Raw genomic sequence first — 18,510 nt, forward strand, 5'->3', positions numbered from 1 at the left:
GTTGGTGCCCGTTGGATTAGTTCCACTTGAACCAGCGTATGGCCGCGGCGCCGGCAAGTACCGTCCACAGCAAAAGGACAAGGACCGCCGGGAATGGAACGGCGCCCATCAGGAAAGCGTCGCGGAGCGCCTGGCCAAGGGCGCCCGACGGAAGGAAGTGGACGATGCCCTGGAGCAGGCCGGGAAGTCGTTCGGACGGGACCACGATGCCGCCCAACGCACCCAACAGGATCCACAGCAGATTGGTGATGGCCAGCGTTGCTTCCGGGCGGACCGTGCCCGCTACCAGCAGTCCCAGGGCGGTGAAGGCGGCGGCACCGAGAACCAGCAGTCCGAGCCCGGGGAGCCAAGCCTCGGGCCGGGGCTGCCACCCCAACAAGGCGGCAATGGCGCCCACCACCACTACCTGCAGGAATAGAACCACCAGCACGGCAAGGATCTTGCCGGCAATGAGTCCACCCCTGCCCAAGGGTGTGGTGGACAGGAACCGGAGGACTCCATAGCGGCGGTCGAAGCCGGTGGCAATACCTTGCCCGGTGAAGGCCGTCGACATCGCGCACAGAGCGAGGATGCCCGGCGTGGCTACGTCCACACGTGATCCCCCCAGGCCATCCAGGAGGGGCGTCACTACCAGTCCCACCAAAGCCATCAAGGGCAGGACGATGGCAAGGATCAGCTGTTCGCCGTTCCGCAGCATGGTGATGGTCTCATAGCGTCCCTGCAGCATGATGCGGCGCGGCAGGGATGCGGGTCCCGCGTTGGGGGAGAGGAGCTTGCTCATCGGAGGTCCCTTCCTGAAATGTCCAGGAACACGTCTTCGAGGCTGCGGGCTTCCAGCCGAAGTGAGGCGGGCATGATGTTCCGTTCCGCCCACCAGGCAGTCAGCGCTGCAAGGTCTTTCGGTGTGATCGCACCCGTGATGGAGTAGCTTCCCGAGCGTGTCTCGGTCAGTTGAAGTCCCGGGCCCAGTGCGCCGGCAAAGTCGAGTCCGCCCGGAGCATCGAAGTAGAGCGTCCGGTCCGTGATGGGAGAATCCGTGGCGTGGTCATGTCGAAGGAGTTCCGCAACCGTTCCCTCCACCACATTGTGGCCGCCGTCGATGATGTAGACGTAGTCGGCCAGACGCTCGGCGTCGTCCATCAGGTGCGTGGTCAGGACAATTCCCATGCCGGCGTCCCGAAGTTCGGCGATCAGGTCGAAAACCATCTGGCGCGATTGCGGATCCAGCCCCGCACTGGGCTCATCCAGGAACAGGATCTCCGGGTTTCCCACCAAGGCTGCCGCCAGGGCGAGGCGTTGCTTTTGGCCGCCGGAAAGCCGACGGACGCTGGTCCTGCTGAACTGGCCGATTCCCAACCGTTCCACCAGCGCGTCAACATCCATGGGGTTTTGGTACATACCGGCCACGTGCCGCAACAGCGGGATGGGACGGGCCGACGGCGGCAGCCCGCCGTCCTGGAGCATGACGCCCACGCGGGACCTCAAGTCGGCGCCGGCCGCATCGGGGTCCGCGCCGAGGAGCGAGATACTCCCGCCGGTCCGCTTTTGCAGTCCTTGCGCACATTCAAGGGTGGTGGTCTTGCCGGCTCCATTGGCGCCGAGGAGGGCGGTCACCTGGCCGCGCTCCGCAACCAGGGACAGTCCGCTGACCACCCGGAGCATTTTGCCGTCAAGGGAGGCCAGGGGGCCTACATCCTTAATGAGTCCGTCTATGGTGAGGACAGGGGATTCGGGTGAGCGCACCAGAGTATTCTACGTGAAGTAGTACGGTCACACTTGGCGGGCGGCTGAGGTCAGTCTTGCCTTACTGGATGCATGAAACAAATTACGACATGATTGTGTTGTGTATTCCATGAGCAGTCCAACTTCCATGCCCTCACCACGGCATGCTGCAGCGGCGGGGGCATTCGCTGCCCCACATGCGCTGCCGGACGCGGATGACCGTACAAGGGACCGGGTGCTGAGCGCCGTCCTCGAAAACGGTCCGGTGAGCGCCGCTGAACTCGGCGACCTCCTCGGTTTCACGCCGGCTGCGGTCCGCCGCCACCTTGACCACTTGGAACGCAGCGGCGTCATTGAGGTCAAACGTGTGGCAAAGGCTGGTTCCGGGGCGGGACGTCCCGCGCGCCGCTACGTCCTAAGCTCCCAGGGGCAGTCCACTCTGGGCGACGACTACCTGAACATCGCCAGTTCGGCGCTCCGCCGCCTCCAGGAACTCGCCGGCGAAGAGGCAGTCCGTGAATACGCGGAGGAACGCTTCTCCGACATGGAACGGCGCTACGCCCCCGAGGTCGACGCCGCCGGAGATGACATCACCGCCCGGGCCATGGCACTCTCCAAGGCCCTGAGCCGCGACCGCTTCGTGGCGTCAGCACACTCCATTGAGGCCAAAGCCCCGTTGCCGGCTGCGCTGTCCAGCGTTCAGTTGTGCCAGGGTCATTGCCCCATCCAGCGGCTCGCCGCGGAGTTTCCCGTTTTTTGCGATACCGAGACCAAGGTCTTCTCGCGTTTGGTCGGCGTCGATGTCCGGCGCCTCTCCACACTCGCGCAGGGCGGCCATGTCTGCACCACCCACATACCTACCGGGCGCCCGGCTGCCACGGCATCCCCAGATGTCGCAGAGCAGACCGGGAACCCGTACCAGGAATCAAACAACCAGCAAGAAAGGCCGTGATGACGGACCAAATAGCAGAGAAAGCGGTAGCTGACGGCACTGTGATCTCGGAGATTCTGGAGAAGAATCCCGAACTGCACGGTATCGGAAACTACGAGTACGGCTGGGCCGACAAGAACGACGTAGGCGCAAACGCCCGTCGTGGCCTCAACGAGGAGGTCGTCCGCGACATCTCCTCGAAGAAGAACGAGCCCGAATGGATGCTCGATCTGCGGCTTAAGGGCCTGAAGTACTTCGACCGCAAGCCCATGCCTACCTGGGGTGCAGACCTCTCCGGCATTGACTTCGACAACATCAAGTACTTTGTGCGTTCCACCGAGAAGCAGGCGGCAACGTGGGAAGATCTTCCGGAAGACATCCGGAACACTTACGAGAAGCTGGGCATCCCGGAAGCTGAGCGCAGCCGCCTCGTCTCGGGCGTCGCTGCCCAGTACGAGTCCGAGGTGGTCTACCACCAGATCCGCGAGGACCTTGAAGCCCAAGGCGTCATCTTCCTGGACACTGACACCGCACTGCGCGAGCACCCGGAGATCTTCCAGGAGTACTTCGGCACCATCATTCCGGTGGGCGACAACAAGTTCGCATCGCTGAACACGGCTGTCTGGTCAGGCGGTTCCTTCGTGTACGTGCCCAAGGGTGTCCACGTGGACATTCCGCTGCAGGCCTACTTCCGTATCAACACGGAAAACATGGGCCAGTTCGAGCGCACGCTGATCATCGCCGATGAGGACTCCTACGTTCACTACATCGAGGGCTGCACGGCTCCGATCTACACCTCGGATTCCCTGCACTCGGCCGTTGTGGAGATCATCGTGAAGAAGGGCGCCCGCGTCCGCTACACGACCATTCAGAACTGGTCCACCAACGTGTACAACCTGGTCACCAAGCGCGCCATCTGCGAAGAGGGCGCCACCATGGAGTGGATCGATGGCAACATCGGTTCCAAGGTGACCATGAAGTACCCGGCCGTGTACCTTGTGGGCGAGCACGCCAAGGGTGAGACGCTGTCCATCGCCTTCGCCGGCGAGGGCCAGCACCAGGACACGGGCTCCAAGATGGTGCACATCGCACCGAATACCAAGAGTTCCATCATTTCCAAGTCCGTGGCCCGCGGCGGCGGACGTGCTGCTTACCGCGGCCTCGTCCAGGTCCGCGAAGGCGCCAAGCACTCGGCCAACACGGTCCGTTGCGATGCCCTCCTGGTGGACACCATTTCCCGCTCGGACACGTACCCGTACATCGACATCCGCGAGGATGACGTTGTCATGGGCCACGAGGCCACCGTTTCCCGCGTCAGCGAAGAGCAGCTCTTCTATCTGATGTCCCGCGGTATGCCTGAAGACGAGGCCATGGCCATGATCGTGCGCGGCTTCATTGAGCCGATCGCCCGTGAACTGCCCATGGAATACGCCCTTGAGCTGAACCGCTTGATTGAACTGCAGATGGAAGGGTCCGTCGGTTAACAATGACTGATATCACTACTGAAAAGGCGCGCATCGGCGCGCCCTCGGCCCAGCCGTTTATCAACGGCTTCACCGAGGAAGGCGAGAACCTTTCGCCCGTGAACACCGGAACGAACACCAGCACGACGTCGGAGCAGCCTTCCGCTGGTCCGCTGGCCGGCGCTTCGGCCAAGAGCCACTCGCATGGTGGCGGCGTAGGCATCCCGGACAGCTCCCGTGCAGGCCGCCTCACCTCCTACAAGCTGGCAGACTTCAAGCCCCTGAACGGACTTGAAGAAGACTGGCGCTTCACTCCGCTGAAGCGGCTTCGCGGCCTTCACACCGACGTCCTCAACGGCGCAGCCCCGGCTGTCAGCGTCACCGCACCCGCCGGCGTCGTTGTTGAAACCGTTGGTCGCAATGACCAGCGCATCGGCCAGGCAGCCATCCCGGAGGACCTTGTGTCCGCCAACGCCTGGGAGAACTTCGCCGAGGCCACGGTCATCACCGTGCCCGCCGAGCTGCAGGCCGAGAGTGAAGTTTCGGTCCTGATCACCGGTGCGGGCGAGGCACCATCTGCCCAGCACATCGTGATTGTGGCAGAACGCTTCTCCAAGGGTGTCGTAGTCCTGGACCACCAGGGCACCGCGGTTGTCTCCGAGAACGTGGAAATCATCGTTGAAGACGGTGCTGAACTGACCGTTGTCTCCTTGCAGGAATGGGCAGACAACGCTGTCCACGCGTCATCGCAGCAGGCAAAGATCGGCCGCGACGCCAAGTTCAAGCACATCGTGGTCAGCCTTGGCGGCGACCTCGTTCGCGTCACGCCGTCCACGCGCTTCACGGCTCCCGGTGCCGACGTCGAGATGTTCGGCCTGTACTTCGCCGATGCCGGACAGCACCTTGAGCAGCGCCTCTTCGTTGACCACGCAGTGGCCAACTGCAAGTCGCGCGTTCTCTACAAGGGTGCGCTCCAGGGCCGCAATGCCCACAGCGTGTGGGTCGGCGACGTCCTGATCCGCAAGGAAGCAGAGGGCACGGACACCTACGAGGCCAACCGCAACCTGGTCCTCACGGACGGTGCCCGCGCCGACTCCGTACCCAACCTCGAAATCGAAACCGGCTTGATCGAGGGTGCTGGCCACGCCAGTGCCACCGGCCGGTTCGACGACGAACACCTGTTCTACCTCATGGCCCGCGGCATCCCCGAGAAGGTTGCCCGCCGCCTGGTGGTCCGAGGCTTCCTCAACGAGATCATCCAGCAGATCAAGGTCCCGGCAATCGAAGATCGCCTGACCGCAGCTGTTGAGCGCGAACTCGCCGCGACCGACAACTAAGACAGGCCAGGCAGAGCAACAATGAGTGAAGAAACCAAGGGCGAACTGGTATGCAACGCCAATGACATCCAGGTCAAGCAGGCGCTGCGCGTCCTGATCGATGACTACCCCGTAGCCATCGTCAAGGACTCGATGGGCGAGATCCACGCCATCGCCGATACTTGCTCGCACGCGGACATCTCTTTGTCCGAGGGTGAGGTTGAAGGCTGCGCGATCGAGTGCTGGGGCCACGGGTCCCAGTTTGACCTCCGCAGCGGACAGCCGCTCCAGCTGCCTGCTTATGACCCCGTCCCTGTTTTCGCCGTCACCATCGACGGAGACGACGTGTATGTGGACGTGACCAACGTTGTGAACGGCGCCTCGGTAGATCACTACTGAGCGCCCAGTACCGCCAGACTTACGAACGGAAAGAAAGAAGAGCATGTCAACTCTTGAAATCAAGGACCTGCACGTCAGCATCGAGACGGAGCAGGGCACCAAGGAGATCCTGAAGGGCGTCAGCCTCACCATTAAGACCGGTGAGACGCACGCCATCATGGGCCCCAACGGCTCGGGCAAGTCCACTCTCGCCTCCACGATCGCCGGACACCCGCGCTACAACGTCACCAGCGGCACCATCACGCTGGATGGCGAAAATGTGTTGGAAATGAGTGTCGACGAGCGCGCCCGCGCAGGCGTCTTCCTGGCCATGCAGTACCCGGTAGAGGTTCCCGGCGTCACCATGACCAACTTCCTGCGGACCGCCAAGACCGCAATCGACGGCGAAGCACCGGCCCTGCGCACGTGGACCAAGGACGTCAAGGCTGCCATGCAGCAGCTCCGTATCGACGCCGACTTCGCACAGCGCAATGTCAACGAGGGCTTCTCCGGTGGTGAGAAGAAGCGTGTTGAGATCCTTCAGCTCGAACTCTTCAAGCCGAAGTTCGCCATCCTTGACGAGACCGATTCCGGTCTTGACGTAGACGCCTTGAAAGTTGTCTCCGAGGGTGTTAACCGCGCTCATGAAGAGGGCAACATGGGCACCCTGCTCATCACGCACTACACCCGCATCCTGCGGTACATCAAGCCGGACTTCGTTCACGTGTTCGTTGACGGCAAGGTTGTCGAAGAGGGCGGCCCCGAGCTCGCCGACCGTCTTGAAGACGAGGGCTACGACCGCTACGCCCCAGGCGCCGGCGTTGCCGTTGCTCCTGCCGTACAGGCCTAGTTAGGATCGTTTCATGACCGAAATCAACACGGCGCGCACCAGCCTCGAGGACGTCGAGGAAGCGCTCAAGGACGTCATTGACCCCGAACTCGGGGTCAACATTGTGGACTTGGGCCTTCTTTACGGACTGAAGTACTCCGACGACGACGGCGCCCTCCTGATCGACATGACGTTGACCACTGCGGCCTGCCCGCTGACGGACGTGCTTGAAGAGCAGGTAGGCAAGTCCCTTGACGGCGTGGTTGATGATTGGCGCCTGAACTGGGTATGGATGCCGCCATGGGGTCCCGAGCGGATCACCGATGACGGCAAGGACCAGATGCGGGCCCTCGGCTTCAACATCTGATCAGCAGTCTCCGCTCGCTTCCTGCGGGCAAAAGGAAGGGTTCCGGGCCATCGGCCTGGAACCCTTCCTTTGTCGTTTGCCCGCTGCACTAAGGCGTGGGTACCCCAAACGTGTCGCATTTGTTGATGTCGCCCGTGGTGTATCCCTGATAGAACCACTTTTGCCGCTGCTCACTGGAGCCGTGAGTCCATGACTCAGGGGAGACGCGCCCTGTAGCCGCCTCCTGGATGCGGTCATCGCCGACCGCGGAAGCAGCGGAGAGCGCATCCTGCAGATCCTGCTCGGTCAGGGGATCAAGGAAGGGCCTGCCGCTGGCATCCGTTTGCGTCGTTGCATGCCTGACCCACAAACCCGCATAGCAGTCAGCCTGCAGTTCCACCCTGACGGCACCCGACTGCGGGCCCTGGGGATCCTGCTGTGCCTGATCCAGGTTTCCGAGGACATTCTGGACATGGTGTCCGAACTCGTGGGCCACTACATACTCCTGCGCCAGCGGTCCTCCGGAGGACCCAAAGCGGGTCACCAGTTCGTCGAAAAAGCCAGGGTCAAAATACGCGGTGGTGTCTGCAGGGCAATAGAACGGACCCACAGCGCTGGTGGCTGCACCACAGCCGGTGTTGGTGGCCGCACTGAAGATGACGGTCTTGGGGCGCGGATACTGGACGTTGTAGTCGGCCAGGTAGTCAGGCCAGAAAGCGTTCAGGCTGTTCACCGTTCCAGTGATGCGGCAATCCAGTCGTTTGTCCGCGTCAGCTCCGGTCTGGCATTCCTGGACACCTCCGGCGCCGCCACTTTCGACGGCGGGCGGCTGGGTTCCGCTGCCTGTCAGGTCGCCCAGGATGTTGGGGTTTATACCGAAGAGTGCCAGCAGCAGGACCACGATCCCGCCGCCAATGCCACCGCCGATCTTGGTCCCGCGGCCCATTCCACTGCCACGTCGGTCCTCCACCTGGGAGGGGTCAAGCTGTGCGCCGTCATTGAAACTCATACAGTCAGAATAGACGTCACTATTGGTGCCCGGCGCCTGACACTGCCGTAAAATCGTGAGGATGCCTTTCCTGGACAAACTTCAGCTCTGGGCCGAAGAGCGCCCTCACGACACCGCGGTCGTTGTGGGCAGCAGCCGGCTCACCTGGGCGGAACTCCGTGACGCCGCAGCAGCGCTGCTGGACGACGCGAACGCCACTGCTGTTCTTGCCGAGCCAAACTCCGTTCGCTTTGTGGAGCGCTACACGGCGGCGGTGGCCGGGGAGCGGAGCTGCGCCGTGCTCGACCCCGAGTGGCCGGTTCCGATGATCGAAGAAGTCTCGGCGCGCATCGGCGGGACCATCAGGCCAGTCGAGACCGGGTTGTTGGACGGGGACCCGTCCAGTACGTTCCTCATCGGCCTGACGTCGGGCACTACCTCTGTCCCCAAAGCCTTCACCAGGTCCCGCCGGTCCTGGCAAGTGTCCTTCGAGGCATCCATCGAGTTCTTCGGCCTCTCACAGGACGACCGGACACTGGCGCCGGGCCCTCTGTCAGCCAGCCTTAATCTGTACGCGCTCTCGGAGTGCCTGTACGCGGGTGCCGCGTTTCACACGCTCGAATCCTTCGACGTGGGAGACGCCCACGCTGCCATCAGCCACGACGGCATCACCCGCTTGGTCCTCGCACCCACCGCGCTGCGATTGCTCAGCGAACGGGGACTGGCAGGAGACGTGGACGCCTCAGGCATCCGGAGCATCATCTGTGCTGGTTCCAAGCTGGACGGCCGAACCTTGGAGGCGGCCCGGCGGTGGGCGCCCCGGGCGGCCATCTACGAGTACTACGGCGCTTCCGAACTAAGCTTTGTTTCGGGCACCCGCCTGGCTGCCGGGGAACCAATGGACGCCGGTGGTACCGGCATTGGCTCGCCTTTCCCGGGCGTTGAACTGAGCATCCTCGACGACGACGGCAAGCCACTGCCGGACGGCGGCCACGGAAACATCAGCGTTCGCAGCGGGATGGTCAGCAATGGCTACCTGTGGGGAGACGATGGCCAAGCCCTGAGGTGCCTCGACGGTTGGTACACCGTAGGAGATCAGGGTTTCCTGGAGAAGGGCACCCTCCACATCCTGGGCCGCAGGTCAGACATGATCATTACCTCGGGAAAGAACGTCTACCCGCATGAGGTGGAGCTTGCCGTCGCCTCCGTACCCGGCGTGGACAGTGTTGTTGCGGCCGGGGCGCCCGACGATGTCCGCGGCCAGAAGGTGATCGCCGGCGTTGTGCCTGCCTGCGGTGCGGTCACTGCCACCCAGCTCCGAACGGGACTGGATGGTTTGCTGGCACGGGACAAATGGCCTCTTCAGTACTACTTGTTGGCGGAGTTGCCCCTGACCGACCGGGGCAAAGTCAGCAGAAAAGTTCTCCTGGACTGGATCAAGAACCATGACCCCAGGGCGCAGCTTCTTGGATAGCGGCTACGACTCCGCCGGAGAAGCCGACGAGTCCCGCCTGCCGGTGATCATCGCTGCGCTTCGGTCTCCAATTTGTCGCGCCAACGGCCAACTGAAGCATCTCCGTGCCCCGGACCTCGCGGCACCTGTCCTGGCCGCCCTGGTGGAAACAACAGGTATGGACCCGGCGGACGTTGACGACGTCATCTTGGGCAACGCCGTCGGCGGCGGCGGGAACGTGGCGCGCTTCGCGGCGCTCCAGGCGGGCCTGCCCATCACCGTTCCCGGGATTACCGTTGACCGGCAATGCGGTTCGGGCCTGGACGCCATTTCACTGGCGTCCCGCCTGGTGGCGGCGGGCGGTGATCCGCTGTTCCTGGCGGGCGGCGTTGAAAGCATCAGTACCGCCCCGGCAAGGGCCAACAGGAACGACGACGGCGAACTCGACTTCTACTCCAGGGCCAGCTTTGTGCCACCACAGTTTGGCGACCCTGACATGGGCGTTGCCGCCGAGAACGTTGCCCGCGCGTTTGGCGTTACACGTGAGCGCCAGGATGACTACGCCCTCCGGAGCCATCGTCGCGCCGTTGAAGCGGCCAGGACAGGCGGCTTCTCTGCGGAGATCGTTCCCCTGCGATGCAGCGAAAAATTGGTGGATTGCGACGACGGCCCCCGTGCCGCCCTCCGGGCGCCGTTGATGGCCAGGTTCCCTGCGGCATTCGTGCCCGGCGGAACGGTTACGGCAGCGAACTCTTGCTTCGACGCGGACGCAGCATCCGCCGTCGTCATCACGTCACTGAAACGTGCCCGCACCATGGGGGCCACCGACGGATTGATGGTGCTGGGGTGCGACACCACCGGGGTTGATCCGCAGTTTCCCGGTATCGGTGCGGCGCATGCGGCAGGACGTCTCCTGGACAGCCACGCTGTAGACGCAAGTGACATTCACCTTGTGGAATTCAACGAGGCCTTCGCATCCCAAACCATTGCCTGCCTGGAGTACGTGGGCATCGATCCGACGAGAGCCAACCTCCAGGGCGGCGCCTTGGCACTGGGGCACGGTTATGGTGCCTCTGGGGCTGTCCTGGTGACCCGTTTGCTGGCCCAGGCACGCAGCATGGATACCGTCAAAGGACAGCGCCCACTGGTGTTGGCCATGATCAGCAGCGCAGGCGGCATGGGAACCGCAGCGCTCCTGCGGTACTCAAGGCTCTAGTTTCTGCCCTGGTCAGTCCCTTTCGCCCAATCCGCGGGCTGCCAGGGCATCACCGGTTTGCCGGGCATACGCCACAGTGGTGATGAAGACCGGAAGAACCAGCGCCCGGGGATTGCGTTCAAGCCCGCGTGCCCGTGCAGAGTCCCTTACGTCCGAGAAGGCGCCGGCGATAAAGGGAATGCTCCTGAGCATCACTGCGATGGTCAAAGCAAAGCGCTCAGGGTCGGCCCCGAAGCGCCGGAAGGGCTTTGCCAGTGCCACCACACCATCCAACAAATCCTGCACGGGGGTGGTGGCTGTCAACACTGAAGCTGCCACCACACACACCAGCACGTTCAACACGATGCGGGCAGCGGTTGGCGCGCCGAGTTGCCACCACTGGAAGAGGCCGATGACCAAGAGGATGGGCATCACCATCCAGATAGCCCGCACGAGGCGACGCAACCCGGCGCCGGTCAGCATGAACAACCCACACATGACGGCAAAAATCGCCAGCGACACGGCCCAGTCGACAATGAGGAACGACGCCGCTCCACAGGCCGCCACCACCACCAATTTCAGCCACAGGGGAGTGCGGTGGATGATCGAGTTGCCGCGGACATGGTTGGCGAGCAGGAAACCATGGCCTCTCACCTGGACACGTCACCCAAGCGGGCACTGGGCAGGGGAGTTGCGCACAGCGCACGGTAATGGGCAACGCCTTCGGCAGCACCGCCGTCGAACACGATGCGTCCGGACTCCACCACCAGGACCCTGTCCATGTCGAGCGCAAGGTCCAGATCATGGGTGGACATGATCACCTGTTGGTCCAGGCCGGCGACGGTACGCCGCAGGAGTTCACGGTTCCTTAGGTCCAGCAGCGTCGACGGTTCGTCAAGGACCAGCACGGTGGGATCGACGGCCAGGACTGCGGCCAAGGCCAGCAACTGCCGTTCACCACCGGACAGTTCGTAGATGCTCTGATCGGCCAGGTGCAGCAGGCCGAATCGATCCAGGACTGTTTCTGCCCGGGCCGCCCGCTCTTTGGAGTTCTTGATGGAACGGCGCAAGGAAAGCTCAACGTCTTCGCGCCCTGTGGGCATCACCAGTTGCGACAAAGGATCGGTGAAAACAAAACCCACGTTGCCCCGGACGCGGCGCACGGCGCCAACAGTGTTGTCACCGTGGACCACTACGCTGCCCTGGGTCGGCGCAACCAAGCCATTCACAAGCCGCAGCAGAGTGGACTTCCCGGATCCGTTGGCACCGATCACTCCGATCCGGCGTTCGGCCAGGTCAAGGGAAAAATCGTGCAGCAGGGTCTTGGGTGTGTCGCTGCCATCGACGGCGACACGCACCGCGACCCTACTGAAACTGATGGAATTCATGGCGTGGTTGGTCCCGCTTTACTTGACCCGACGCACCAGGACGTCCGGGAAGGCTTTATGGATTGCCGTGGCGATGATCACGGCCAGGACGTTCTTAAGGATATCGCCGGGAACAAAAGGAAGGTCGGCGAGGAAGGCCTTGGCGAAGTCCAGCTTTGCGTTGACCATCATGCCCACAACACCCAGAGCATGAATGACCACGATGCTGCTCACCATGGTGGCGGCGAACAACCAGAGGGCCCTGGACTTAACGGTCCGACGGATGACTATGGCCGCCAGGTAGCCGGTGGCTGCTGCGGCCAAGGGAAACGCAATGATGTAACCGGCGGAGGGAGTCGCCAGGATACCCAATCCGCTGCGGCCGCCGCTGAAGATCGGCAGCCCCGCCAAACCCAGCAGTACATAGAGACCGACGGCGGCGAACCCGCGCCCGGCGCCGAGCACCAGACCGCTGAGCATCACCGTCAGGGTCACCAGGGTGATGGGAACGCCCAGGGCGCCTACCGGGATGCCGGGAACGATCGCGGAGGCTGCCACGAGGGCTGCGAAAACCGCGATGAGACCGAGATCGGTGGCAGTCCACCGTTGACGGGTCGTTGGTTTGTGCTGCACCGTGGCAGCGTTTGTCTGGCTCATGGCGGGTCCAATCAGGTGTAATGCGATGCGATGAATGCGGAGCGTTCTCCCCTGTTCTCGAGAATACGGATGGCGCGGACACAGGATTTTAGAGCCTTCCCACAAAGCCGGCCAGGAATTGTTTGGCCGTTGGCACAGTTTCCGCTTGCGGGGCCCGTTGTCACCCCGCGGCCGGGGTACCGGTAGACTTGGACAGGCTGTTCTCATAGCCGCACCCCGCCGCACTTATCGGACCCACCGGTCCCCGCGAGCGTTCCCCATTGAAAGGCATCACCCGAATTGATTACCGTCCAGGACCTCGAACTCCGCGCCGGCGCACGCCTGCTCATGGACCAGGTCAACTTCAGGGTGGACAAAGGGGACAAGATTGGACTCGTCGGACGCAACGGTGCCGGCAAGACCACCCTCACCCGGGTCCTCGCCGGCGAAGGCCTTCCGGCAGGCGGCAAGGTCACCCGTACCGGTGAAATCGGCTACCTTCCCCAGGACCCGCGGACCCCGGACATGGAGCAGCTCGCCCGCGACCGCATCCTCTCCGCGCGCGGCTTGGACGTGGTGGTGGGCAAGCTCAAAAAGGCCCACGACGACATGGCCAGCGACGACGCAGCCGTCCAGCGCAAAGCCATGAACCGCTACGACCGTCTGGAAGCTGAATTCCTGGCCGGTGGCGGCTACGCTGCGGAAGCTGAAGCCGCCGCGATCTCCTCCAACCTCGCACTGCCGGACCGTCTCCTCAACCAGCCGCTGAAGACCCTTTCCGGCGGCCAGCGCCGCCGCGTCGAATTGGCGCGCATCCTGTACTCCGACGCCGAGACCTTGCTCCTCGACGAACCCACCAACCACCTCGATGCCGACTCCATCACGTGGCTGCGCGACTTCCTGAAGAACCACCAGGGTGGACTGATCGTGATCAGCCACGACACCGAACTGCTGGAAGCAACGGTCAACAAGGTCTACCTGCTGGACGCCAACCGCGCCCAGATCGATTACTACAACATGGACTGGAAGCGCTACCTGCTCCAGCGCGAAACGGACGAGCGCGCCAGGAAGCGCGAACGTGCCAACGCTGAAAAGAAGGCCCAGGTCCTGATTGACCAGGCCAACAAGATGCGGGCCAAGGCCACCAAGGCTGTCGCCGCCCAGAACATGGCCAAGCGTGCTGAGCGGCTCCTGAGCGGCCTGGAGGCTGTACGGGAGAACGACCGCGTGGCCGCACTGCGGTTCCCGGATCCCTCACCCTGCGGCAAGACTCCCCTCACCGCGGAGGGTCTCAGCAAGTCTTACGGTTCGCTGGAAATCTTCACGGATGTGGACCTCGCCATCGACCGCGGATCCAAGGTGGTCATCCTGGGTCTCAACGGTGCCGGCAAGACCACCCTGCTGCGCATGCTGGCTGGCGTCGACAAGCCGGATACGGGCGACATCATTCCCGGTCATGGTCTCAAAGTGGGCTATTACGCCCAGGAACATGAGACGCTCGACGTCGACCGCACCGTCCTGGAAAACATGCGGTCATCCGCGCCGGACATGAAAGATGCTGAAGTCCGCGGCATCCTGGGTTCGTTCCTCTTCTCCGGTGACGACGTCGACAAGCCGGCTGGGGTTCTCTCCGGTGGTGAGAAGACCCGCTTGGCCCTCGCAACCATCGTGGCTTCCAGCGCCAACGTCCTCCTCCTCGATGAACCCACCAACAACCTGGACCCCGCCAGCCGTGCGGAAATCCTGGGTGCACTCAAGAACTACAGCGGCGCCGTCGTCATGGTCAGCCACGACGAAGGCGCTGTGTCCGCGTTGAACCCCGAACGTGTGGTGTTGCTCCCGGATGGCGTGGAGGATCACTGGAACGAGGACTACCTGGACCTGATCACGCTGGCGTAAGCCTCGCTGGGCGGTCCGCGGCGTGTGTTGCGTTCCGCTGCGCGGCGCGCCTGATCTGCCGCGTGCTGCCTAGCGGACTTGCAATGGTTCGGCGGCGGTGATGCGCGCCAGCTCTTCGTAGCTGATGGAGAACATGGACTTGTGGTCTCCGGCTCCGGCCCAGAGCAGCGGGTGTTCCTGCAGGGACGTGTCCAGAATAGTGCGGAGTTTCTCCGGGTGGCCCACTGGGGCTACGCCTCCGACCTGCTGGCCGGTGTGTTCCAGGACGAAGTCCGGCGTTGCGCGCCGGATCTTTCCACTTCCCAGCTGATCTGCCACCAACGCTGTATCTACCCTTGCCGCGCCGCTGGCAAGGATGAGCAGGGGTGACCCGTCGAGCTCGAAGATCAGGCTGTTGGTGATCGCGGCGAGCTCGCACCCCAGGACAGACGCAGCTGCGCCCGCCGTCGGAACCTCGTCCTCGAAGATTTGCACCGTGTCCGCAACACCGGCGGCAGTCAGGGCTGATTTTACGTTCAGTACAGGATCCGGAATCATTCAGTACCCTTGGGCGTCCAGGATGGCGTCTTCCTCTTCTTCGGACGTAGCGCGCTTGTTCTTCCGGGGAGCCGGACTACGCTTCTTCGGCGTGCCACCAGCAGCGATGATGTGCTCGTCCTCTTCCTCTTCGGCGTCAATGGCCGCGTTGCGGGCCTGTTGCCGCGCTGCGTAGCCGAACCCGATAAACATCAGGACACCAAAGGCAAACCACTGCAGGGAGTAGGAGAGGTGCGTCCCCTCCTCGGTTGCCGGTTTAGGGAAGGGCGTCGGCATCGGCTGTACTGCAGGATCTTCACTGGCCAGCTGCCCATAGGCCCCGGTGGCGATGGGGTAGGGGAGCTCGCTGGCGAAACCCGCCAGGTCAATGGAGGCCAACTGCCCGTCCACCGCTCCGCGGTCCAACTTGGGTTCAGCAGGCTTGAGGCGCGCCACCACCGTCACCTGACCCGCTGGTGGGGCCGGTATAACGTCGGGACGGCCGGGAGTGTTGTTGCCGATGGGCAGCCAACCACGGTCAATGACCACCGCTTCGCCGGTGGTAAGCCGGAAGGGAACCACGACGTCGTAACCTGGCTGCCCGTTCAGCGGGCGGTTTCGGACAACCCGCTGGCCCTCCACGTCGTAGCTGCCGCGCAGCTGGACCTGGGTCCATTCCTTTTCGGGATCCAGGGAATTGAACTGGTCCTTGATTTCTGTGTAAGGGACAGGCGTGGCCGAGTAGTTGCTCACCACGCGATTTATTTCGGCCAAAGTCTCGGCGCGGCGGTCCATCTGCCAGCGGCCCAGGAAAACACACGCTGTGGCAAAAATGACAGCCAGGACAAAGTACCCCAGCCACTTGCTGGAGAAGAGGAAGCGGTACATTCAGCCGGCCTCGTTCACTGCAGCGTCGCCGGCCGTGAAGGCAATCGTTTCTTTCCAGAGTCCCCGGGTGGTCAGATACTCCTCCAACCACTCCCGATGGTCTCCGCAGGAAAGCCACACTTTGCGCCGTTCCGGAGTGTGGATACGCGGGTTGTTCCACAGGAGTTGCCACTGGGCACCGGACCGGCACCCCTTCCGGGAGCACACAGCCGGAGCCGTGGCACGTTCGGAGTCCTGGCCGGCCGTACCTGGGCCACCGAGGTTGAAGATGTTCATGAAGCCGCCCGTTCGTCGCCGGGGTGTCCGGCCTCGCTTGCAGGGCCTCTCGAAGGGCCGCCTGGATTGCTTGTTGGTTCGTCGTCCACCAGCTCGCCCAGGAGCACCGTGGGTCCATCCGCGGTGGCTTCTTCCGGCTGGGAGGAGCGCTCGATTTCAGGGACAGCCACGTAGTCCAACAACGACTCGCTGTGGTCCTCAGCTTTGTCATTGCCGTTGGCGATGACAACCGCGATCCAAGGGAGGAAAACAGCGCCTGCGATCGCAATGATCTTGAACCATCCATCAACCACGAAAATGAGGACGATGCAGACCATACGGATACCCATGGCCACCGCATACTTGATCATGCGCTCACGCATGTCCTCGGAGTGGGCAGCGGCGGCATCCGTGATGCTGTGGACCTCGGGGTCGCCGGAAAAAGCGCCCGGTTCCCCGGGCACTTGCTGCAGGGGACTGTTTTCTCGTGTCACAACTGAATCATCACGCTCCAAAGGCCTCTCCCAATTCTCTCACCAAGGCCGTAACGGCCCAAACCGCGCAGGCTGAGGGTTACCCACGGGTTGGGATGGGCGACGGATAAGATCGACACAGGAAAATCCCCCTTTAATGCGGCACTTCGATGCCGCGGAACCTGGAGCCACAGCATGTCTGAAGCAGTCACAACCGGCCGCAGCGTCTTGATCACCGGCGGCAACCGCGGCATTGGCCTGGCCATTGCCGAATCGTTCCTCGCCAACGGCGACAAGGTGGCAGTGACCTACCGGAGTGAAACACAACTGCCTGAAGGCATCCTGGGCGTTCGGGCAGACGTCACGGACGAGGCCTCCGTTGACGCTGCGTTCAAAATCGTCGAGGAAGCCCATGGACCTGTTGAAGTCCTGGTTGCCAATGCCGGCATCACGAAGGACACGCTCCTGCTCCGCATGAGCGAAGACGACTTCACGTCGGTCCTGGACACCAACCTCACCGGCGCATTCCGTGTGATCAAGCGGGCATCCAAGGGAATGATCCGGCTCCGGAAGGGCCGTGTAGTCCTCATCTCTTCCGTCTCCGGCCTCTACGGAGCACCCGGCCAGATCAACTATTCCGCGTCCAAGGCCGGCATGGTGGGCATTGCACGTTCACTGACCCGCGAGCTCGGCAGCCGGGGTATCACCGCCAACGTGGTGGCGCCAGGTTTCATCAACACCGACATGACGGCTGAACTGCCCGAGGACACCCAGAAGGCCTACCTGGCCAACGTCCCGGCAGGTCGCTTTGCCGAGGCCTCCGAAGTGGCTGACGTAGTGCGCTGGGTTGCCAGTGACGAAGCTGCGTACATCTCAGGGGCCGTGATCCCGGTGGATGGTGGTCTGGGTATGGGCCACTAGCCTCAAACGCGGTTTTTGTCCGGGGCCCACAACCGATTTCGTCCTTGCCGCTGGCATGATGGAAGGCGAGGCCACGGAATTTGGATGAAGTGAACAAAAGGAGCATGAATGGGAACGCTGGATAACAAGACCGCCATCGTCACGGGATCTTCCCGCGGAATTGGCGCCGAAGTTGCCAAGATCCTCGCGGGCGAGGGTGCCGCCGTCGTCGTTAATTACCGGCAGAAGGCGCCCCGCGCCAACAAGGTAGTGGCGGGCATCCAGGAAGCAGGCGGCCGCGCGGCTGCCGTGGGCGCTGACCTGACCACCGATGAAGGCGTGCACGCCCTTGCCAGCAAAGCCATGGAGGAGTTCGGATCCCTTGACGTCTTGGTGCTGAACGCGTCAGGCGGCATGGAATCGGGCATGGAAGAGGGTTACGCCCTCAAACTTAACCGTGATGCCCAGGTCAATATGCTCAACGCAGCCGTTCCGCTCATGCCTGAGGGTTCACGCGTCGTTTTCGTGACCAGCCACCAGGCGCATTTTGTGGAGACTGTTCCCACCATGCCGGAGTACGAGCCCGTCGCGAAGAGCAAGCGCGCCGGTGAGGACGCACTGCGTGAACTGATTCCCCACCTCGCGGACAAGGGCATCTCGCTGGTAGTGGTCTCCGGTGACATGATCGAGGGCACAGTGACTGCGACACTGCTGGATCGCTCCAACCCGGGAGCCATCGAAGCGCGCCGTGCCGAGGCCGGCAAGCTTTACTCCGTGGAGGAATTCGCTGCCGAGGTTGCGAAGATGGTCACCGCGGACGTCGAATCCGGACACACGGAATACGTTGGCGGAGCCGATTACTTCGGCAAGACTGCAGAGTAGCAAATACCACCACAGCTGTGGCCCGGGACCTGTTCCCGGGCCACAGCTGTTTAACGCCACAGCAGCGCAATAG

General features: G+C 62.9%; 21 protein-coding genes. 11 read left to right on the plus strand and 10 right to left on the minus strand.

All coding sequences use genetic code 11. The features are described 5' to 3' along the window. Nucleotides 1-16: 16 nt before the first annotated feature. Complete coding sequence (locus tag AYX22_RS11000) at nt 17-781, minus strand: ABC transporter permease (protein ID WP_207593524.1); 765 nt, start codon at nt 779-781, stop codon at nt 17-19. Continuing rightward, nucleotides 778-1,743, minus strand: a complete 966-nt coding sequence (locus AYX22_RS11005; protein WP_207593525.1) for an ABC transporter ATP-binding protein — start codon at nt 1,741-1,743, stop codon at nt 778-780. The genes AYX22_RS11000 and AYX22_RS11005 overlap by 4 nt, the downstream gene beginning before the upstream one ends. A 109-nt stretch (nt 1,744-1,852) precedes the next feature. Here AYX22_RS11005 and AYX22_RS11010 point away from each other — a divergent pair, with 109 nt between their 5' ends. Genes AYX22_RS11010 through AYX22_RS11035 form a run of 6 tightly spaced genes read left to right on the plus strand, consistent with a single transcriptional unit; the run spans nt 1,853 to nt 7,006 of the window. After that, a complete protein-coding gene (locus AYX22_RS11010; RefSeq protein ID WP_207593526.1) occupies nt 1,853-2,674 on the plus strand; it encodes a helix-turn-helix domain-containing protein in 822 nt (273 codons plus the stop codon). Beyond that, nucleotides 2,674-4,137 (plus strand): Fe-S cluster assembly protein SufB, encoded by a 1,464-nt coding sequence (sufB, locus tag AYX22_RS11015; protein WP_011774792.1) that lies wholly within the window; start codon nt 2,674-2,676, stop codon nt 4,135-4,137. Before AYX22_RS11010 ends, sufB begins: the two co-directional genes overlap by 1 nt. Before the next feature lie 2 nt (nt 4,138-4,139). Then, entirely contained in the window at nt 4,140-5,453 is a 1,314-nt protein-coding gene (gene sufD, locus AYX22_RS11020; RefSeq protein ID WP_207593527.1) for a Fe-S cluster assembly protein SufD, read from the plus strand. A 21-nt stretch (nt 5,454-5,474) separates the two neighbouring features. Next, entirely contained in the window at nt 5,475-5,831 is a 357-nt protein-coding gene (locus tag AYX22_RS11025; protein WP_089595076.1) for a non-heme iron oxygenase ferredoxin subunit, read from the plus strand. 43 nt (nt 5,832-5,874) lie between these two features. Next, entirely contained in the window at nt 5,875-6,660 is a 786-nt protein-coding gene (gene sufC, locus AYX22_RS11030) for a Fe-S cluster assembly ATPase SufC (protein WP_089595077.1), read from the plus strand. Nucleotides 6,661-6,673: 13 nt separating this feature from the next. After that, a complete protein-coding gene (locus AYX22_RS11035; protein WP_089595078.1) occupies nt 6,674-7,006 on the plus strand; it encodes a metal-sulfur cluster assembly factor in 333 nt (110 codons plus the stop codon). Between the two features lie 88 nt (nt 7,007-7,094). Here AYX22_RS11035 and AYX22_RS11040 read toward each other — a convergent pair whose 3' ends face one another. Then, complete coding sequence (locus tag AYX22_RS11040) at nt 7,095-7,994, minus strand: neutral zinc metallopeptidase (protein WP_207593528.1); 900 nt, start codon at nt 7,992-7,994, stop codon at nt 7,095-7,097. Between the two features lie 61 nt (nt 7,995-8,055). Here AYX22_RS11040 and AYX22_RS11045 point away from each other — a divergent pair, with 61 nt between their 5' ends. After that, nucleotides 8,056-9,447 (plus strand): AMP-binding protein, encoded by a 1,392-nt coding sequence (locus AYX22_RS11045; RefSeq protein WP_207593529.1) that lies wholly within the window; start codon nt 8,056-8,058, stop codon nt 9,445-9,447. Next, entirely contained in the window at nt 9,419-10,642 is a 1,224-nt protein-coding gene (locus tag AYX22_RS11050; protein WP_207593530.1) for a thiolase family protein, read from the plus strand. Before AYX22_RS11045 ends, AYX22_RS11050 begins: the two co-directional genes overlap by 29 nt. 12 nt (nt 10,643-10,654) lie before the next feature. Here AYX22_RS11050 and AYX22_RS11055 read toward each other — a convergent pair whose 3' ends face one another. The 3 genes from AYX22_RS11055 to AYX22_RS11065 are packed head-to-tail and all read right to left on the minus strand — an operon-like array spanning nt 10,655 to nt 12,645. Then, a complete protein-coding gene (locus tag AYX22_RS11055; protein WP_207593531.1) occupies nt 10,655-11,275 on the minus strand; it encodes an energy-coupling factor transporter transmembrane component T in 621 nt (206 codons plus the stop codon). Continuing rightward, nucleotides 11,272-12,009 (minus strand): ABC transporter ATP-binding protein, encoded by a 738-nt coding sequence (locus tag AYX22_RS11060; protein ID WP_207593532.1) that lies wholly within the window; start codon nt 12,007-12,009, stop codon nt 11,272-11,274. The genes AYX22_RS11055 and AYX22_RS11060 overlap by 4 nt, the downstream gene beginning before the upstream one ends. An 18-nt stretch (nt 12,010-12,027) precedes the next feature. Then, nucleotides 12,028-12,645 (minus strand): biotin transporter BioY, encoded by a 618-nt coding sequence (locus AYX22_RS11065; RefSeq protein WP_207593533.1) that lies wholly within the window; start codon nt 12,643-12,645, stop codon nt 12,028-12,030. A gap of 279 nt (nt 12,646-12,924) precedes the next feature. Here AYX22_RS11065 and AYX22_RS11070 point away from each other — a divergent pair, with 279 nt between their 5' ends. Further along, nucleotides 12,925-14,523, plus strand: a complete 1,599-nt coding sequence (locus AYX22_RS11070) for an ABC-F family ATP-binding cassette domain-containing protein (RefSeq protein WP_207593534.1) — start codon at nt 12,925-12,927, stop codon at nt 14,521-14,523. Nucleotides 14,524-14,592: 69 nt separating this feature from the next. Here the strand turns inward: AYX22_RS11070 and AYX22_RS11075 are convergent, their stop codons facing one another. From AYX22_RS11075 to AYX22_RS11090, 4 genes are read right to left on the minus strand one after another with little or no spacing between them, the layout of a single operon-like run. Next, entirely contained in the window at nt 14,593-15,060 is a 468-nt protein-coding gene (locus AYX22_RS11075; RefSeq protein ID WP_207593535.1) for a YbaK/EbsC family protein, read from the minus strand. Further along, nucleotides 15,061-15,927, minus strand: a complete 867-nt coding sequence (locus AYX22_RS11080) for an SURF1 family protein (RefSeq protein ID WP_207593536.1) — start codon at nt 15,925-15,927, stop codon at nt 15,061-15,063. After that, on the minus strand, nt 15,928-16,203 hold the full coding sequence (locus AYX22_RS11085; RefSeq protein ID WP_207593537.1) for a hypothetical protein: 276 nt from the start codon (nt 16,201-16,203) through the stop codon (nt 15,928-15,930). Further along, the gene (locus tag AYX22_RS11090; RefSeq protein WP_207593538.1) at nt 16,200-16,697 is read right to left on the minus strand and encodes a DUF3099 domain-containing protein; all 498 of its coding nucleotides are present in this window, start codon (nt 16,695-16,697) and stop codon (nt 16,200-16,202) included. The genes AYX22_RS11085 and AYX22_RS11090 overlap by 4 nt, the downstream gene beginning before the upstream one ends. A gap of 153 nt (nt 16,698-16,850) precedes the next feature. Between AYX22_RS11090 and fabG the strand changes: the two genes are divergently transcribed. Continuing rightward, nucleotides 16,851-17,576: a 3-oxoacyl-ACP reductase FabG gene (gene fabG, locus AYX22_RS11095; protein ID WP_207593539.1), complete on the plus strand. Its 726-nt coding sequence runs from the start codon at nt 16,851-16,853 to the stop codon at nt 17,574-17,576. A gap of 108 nt (nt 17,577-17,684) precedes the next feature. Further along, nucleotides 17,685-18,437 (plus strand): SDR family oxidoreductase, encoded by a 753-nt coding sequence (locus tag AYX22_RS11100; protein ID WP_207593540.1) that lies wholly within the window; start codon nt 17,685-17,687, stop codon nt 18,435-18,437. Nucleotides 18,438-18,510 lie beyond the last annotated feature (73 nt).

The organism is Arthrobacter sp. D5-1 (assembly GCF_017357425.1).
In the GTDB taxonomy this organism is placed as follows: domain Bacteria; phylum Actinomycetota; class Actinomycetes; order Actinomycetales; family Micrococcaceae; genus Arthrobacter.